This is a genomic window from Pseudarthrobacter sp. efr-133-R2A-89 (genome assembly GCF_030209315.1).
Lineage (GTDB): Bacteria > Actinomycetota > Actinomycetes > Actinomycetales > Micrococcaceae > Arthrobacter.
On sequence record NZ_JARVSE010000015.1, the window covers coordinates 1 to 4,659 of the forward strand.

At 65.9% G+C, this 4,659-nt stretch carries 2 protein-coding genes; both read right to left on the bottom strand.

Features of this window, described 5'->3' with window-relative positions:
- Positions 1-418 precede the first annotated feature (418 nt).
- Positions 419-3,451: a glycoside hydrolase family 2 TIM barrel-domain containing protein gene (locus QRM95_RS20855; protein ID WP_285249329.1), complete on the bottom strand. Its 3,033-nt coding sequence runs from the start codon at positions 3,449-3,451 to the stop codon at positions 419-421.
- A 95-nt stretch (positions 3,452-3,546) separates the two neighbouring features.
- On the bottom strand, positions 3,547-4,554 hold the full coding sequence (locus QRM95_RS20860; protein ID WP_285249330.1) for a LacI family DNA-binding transcriptional regulator: 1,008 nt from the start codon (positions 4,552-4,554) through the stop codon (positions 3,547-3,549).
- Positions 4,555-4,659: the final 105 nt, after the last annotated feature.

Consider the following 4,659-nt stretch of genomic DNA (forward strand, 5'->3'; position numbering starts at 1 on the left):
TGGCACACTATTGAGTTCTCAAACAACAGACACACCCGGCACCACCACAACCAAAAACCAGTCGCAGATCGCTCCGGAGCAACTTTCCAAACTTACCCGATCCCCCACCCCAACACAAATCCATATCCCAGGACCCGAATCAAAAGGAAGACCACCCCAACCCACCAGGCTCGCCACAAAGCGAACCATTTTCCAGGCCGTTCAGAAGGGGGTTTTCGCCGCTATCTTTCCGCATCAGCGGCGGCGACTCAGAAAACAATACACGCCCACCAACCCCACCGCAAATCCAGGAACAGGGGGCTCCGTACACTGCCGGAAACCGCGAATTTCCGCGGTTTCCGGCAATGCTGACCCTGCCCTCTCAGTACCTTCGAGGGTTTGGAGCCGATGTCGGGTGGCTCACATTCCCGGAGTGGCCTCAGCCGTGGACTTGGAGGAGGACCTCAAACTCAGCTTCGCGGGGCTTCAGCCGGTAGGGCTCCAGGACGCCGGGACCACAGGCCGCGGTGCCAACACCCCGCCGGGCGTGATCAATGTAAACATAGCTGCGTCCGTCCGGAACGAGGTCGGGACGATGCGTCGCTGCTGCGAGGACGTCCATGCCGTAGGGCCTGACGGTCAGCGCAAAGGGCTCTCCGGAGAGTTGCAGCTGCTTGCCGCCGGTTTCAAGAACCGCCTGCCGTACGGAGCCGCGCGCCCCGGACTCCTGCGGCCGGACATAATCAACATCCCAGCCGGCGAGCGGCAACTCGAACCACCCCACCCGCGCTCCCTGGCCGGTGTCGGGGTAACTCTGGTGCGGTCCCTGCCCGAACCAGTTCACCGTGGTTGTCTCGGCCGCCAGGACCAGTTCCAGCCCGATTCGCGCCCATTCGATGTCGAAGCCGGCGTTGACCCAGTCCCCTGCCGGCTTAACGCGGGTGCGCAGTGCCAGCGCTCCGGAGTTGCTGGTCCACAGGTAATCAACCAGCACTCCGTACTGCTTGTCCGCAATGCCAACGCGGGTGCTGACACGGAGTTGTTCCCCGCCCCCTGCCGCGGGTTCTGCCGTGATGCCCAACAGGCGTGTGTGGAGGCGGTCAAGACCTGCGTCCTTCCACTGGGTGGCAAGCGGCCGCTCGTCGGTGCTCCCCCATTCCCGGCCCAGATCGTTGTCAGTGGGTGCCCACCACAGGACCAGCCCCAGTTTGTCGACGGGAAGGCCGCCGATGGACGTGGGCATGCCGGTGGCCCGGCTGAACCGGGCGTTGCCAAGTTTCAGCTCGTCGTCCATGACCTCGACACCGTCCACGGCGGGCAGCCGGGGATCCTGGGTCCCAAAACGGGCCGCCTGGCCCCAGGCGACCTCGTGGCCGGCCCCTGCCCAGGCCGTATCGGAAGCAAGCACCGCGCTCACCGTCAGCACAGCAGACTGGCTGGATGCCGGCGCTGCAGCATACCGGGCAATCTCCGTCGGCAGCTCGACGACGGCTTCGGACTGGGGCGCTATCGGCGCAACGGCCACGGACCGCTCCACCTGGGTGTCGCCGTCGGCCACAACTGTGTACCGGAAGCCGAAGGCGGACGTGTCCGCAAAGTCCTGGCCGTTCCGCACGGTGAAGCGGGCCCAATCCTGCCCGACCTCTATGCGCAGCGGCTCGATGACCTTCTTGAAGTCCAGCAGCCCGGGGCGGGGCTTGCGGTTGGCGTCAACCAAGCCGTCAGTGACGAAGTTTCCATCGTGGATCTCTTCGCCAAAATCCCCGCCGTAGGCGAAATGTTCGCTGCCATCCGCGTCCGTCACGGTGATGCCGTGCTCCAGCCACTCCCACACGAAGCCGCCCATCAGCCGTGGGTATTTGTCGAACAGTTCCTGGTATTCGCTCATGCCACCGGGCCCGTTGCCCATGGCATGGACGTATTCGCAGAGCACGAATGGCATGGCGCGGCGCCTGGCGTCCAGTTCGGCGTTCTCGAGGGGCGGTTCGATTCCTTGGCCGATCAGCGCCGTCTCGGCCTGGCTGGCGTACATCCGGGAGTAGACATCAACGTCGGGCGAAGACCAGTCGCCTTCGTAGTGGATGGGGCGCGACGGGTCGCGGTCCTTGGCCCAGCGCGACATGGCGGCAAGGTTCCGGCCCGTGCCAGCCTCGTTGCCGAGAGACCACATGATGACTGACGGATGGTTCTTGTCGCGTTCCACGGTCCGCTCCATCCGGTCCACCAGGGCTTCCTCCCACTGCGGATCGTCGCTGGGGTTCTGCGCCCATCCGGCCCCCACGAATCCATGCGTCTCGAGGTCGCATTCGAGGACCACATAGAACCCGAGCTGGTCTGCCAGCGCGAGGAATTCCGGATGCGGCGGGTAATGCGAGGTGCGGATCGCGTTGATGTTGTGTTGCTTCATCAACCGCAGTTCCGCCTCCACCACATCCCGCGGCACCACGCGGCCCAGCCTGGGATGGTGTTCATGGCGGTTTACGCCGCGAAGCAGGATGCGCCGGCCGTTGACTTTGAACTGGGCGTCTTCGATGGTGATGCTTCGGAACCCCACCTGCACGGATGCTGTCTCACCGGGGGTGCTGACGGTGGCGTCATACAGGCGCGGCTGCTCCGCCGACCACGGCTCCACGCCCGGGACAGTATGTTGGGCCCCGGCGGGGAGTTCCAGGCCGAGTTCAGGGATGCGGACGACGGCGTCAATCGCCTTGCCGGCCCGCGTCACCTCGACCCTCAGCGTGCCGTTACCCGTCGCGTGGTCGTAGTCCGCGTGGACGAACAGATCGTCGAGGCCGTCAGCGGGCCGCGCCTGGAGGGTCACGTCCCGGAAGATCCCCGGAAGCCACCACATGTCCTGGTCCTCCACGTAGCTGGCGGCGGAGAACTGGGCCACCCGCACCGCCAAGGTGTTGGCACCTTCCACCAGGATGCCGGACACGTCGAATTCGTGGGCCAGCCTGCTGCCGCGGGTGGTTCCGAGTTCAACACCGTTCAGCCATACGGTCCCGGCATTGTCGATGCCGTCGAACCGCAACAGCGCGTGCGGGAAGAACTCCGGGCCTGCCTGGAAGGTCACCACGTGGTCACCGATGGGGTTGGCTTCCTGGACGAACGGCGGTTCCACGGCGAAGGGGAATTGGACATTGGTGTAGGCCGGGGCTCCGTGGCCGTGCATGCTCCAGCTGGAAGGGACAGGCAGCGGGGCGAAACCGGCCAGGTCCGTGCCGTGCTGCCACCCGTCGTTGGGCGCGGTTCGGATTCCGGGGCTCAGCCTGAACTGCCAGTCCCCGTTGAGGGACAGCCTGGGCGCGTCAGTTGCCAGGTAGGAGCGTGCGGGCAGGCTTCCCCGTCCCGGCTCCAGCGAGGCCAGCTCCCGAACCCCTTCCTGGCCAAGCTCCAGGTTGGGGTTGGAGTGTGTGGCGCCGCGGGGGTCCTGGCCGCCATCAGTAGCGGCGGGGGTGTGGAGTGCCATTGTCTTCCTTGCTGCAGGTATTGTTGGGGCTCCGCGTGAACGTTCACGAAGATGCGCTTAAAGCCTATCCGCTGCGTGCGCCTTTGAGTAGGGGTCTAGGCGGACTGGCGGAGGACCAGCTCGTGCCGAAGGATCAGATGGGCCTCGGTCCCGCCTTCCGCGAGCGAGCCCGAGAGGAGTCCTTCGAGGAGGCCGACGGCGGCACGTCCTACGGCTCGCAGGTCCAGTGCGAGGGTGGTCAGCTCAGGGGTGAGCAGTTCTCCGAGCGGTATCCCGTCCATTCCGATGACTGCGCAGTCGCCTGGTACGGCCTTGCCGGAGGCCTGCAAAGCTTTGAGTGCACCGGCGGCCATGAGGTCGTTGAAGGCAAGGATCCCGTCAACGGGGTCTGCTCGGTCAGCCAGGAGGGCCACGGCTGCCTTGGCGGCGGCCGCGGAGGGCTCGGCCTTGAAGCGGCTGAGCTGCATTCCAGCTTCTTCGGCGACGGCTGCGGCTGCCGCGCTCCGACTGCCGGCAGGCCCGCCTTGGTCCGAGTCCAGGAAAGCGACGTTCGTGCAACCCCTGGCAGCAAGGCGGGCAAGTGCCAACCTCGCAGCGTGGCGGTAGTCGAACGAGATGCGGCCGGCGGTTCCCGCGTCCGGTGAGTCCAGGGCGACGACGGGCCGGCGGCCCATAAGCGCCTGCGCCTCGTCCGCGTGCGGCGCGAGGTAGCCGATAAGGGCGTCCACCTGGGGCGCGAGCCTGGCCGCGGCGTCGACGGCACTGCCGGTTCCGTGCCCGTAGTCATCAACCACGACGTTCCAGCCGCGCCCGGTGGCTGCCTCCACCACGCTCGACGCAAACGCAGGGAAGTATGGGTTGGTCAGGTCCGGGATGGCGAGGCCAATCGATACCTTCGCACCCTGGACCAACCCCTTGGCGAAGCGGCTGGGGCTGTAGCCCAGCTCCGAAGCGATCCTCTGGACGCGTTCACGGGTCTCGGGGCTGATCCCGGGCATGTCGTTCATGGCACGGGTGACGGTTTGCCGGGAGACACCGGAGGCAGCGGCAACGTCGAGGATGGTGGCCCGTTTGCCCTTGGGGCTTGTGCTTCGGGGGGTCATAGACGGTAAGTCTAGGTGGTGGTGTTAAATGTGGGAGGCCCCAACCATGGTGGTTGGGGCCTCGACCAGTGGTGTGTGTCCGGCGGTGTCCTACTCTCCCACACC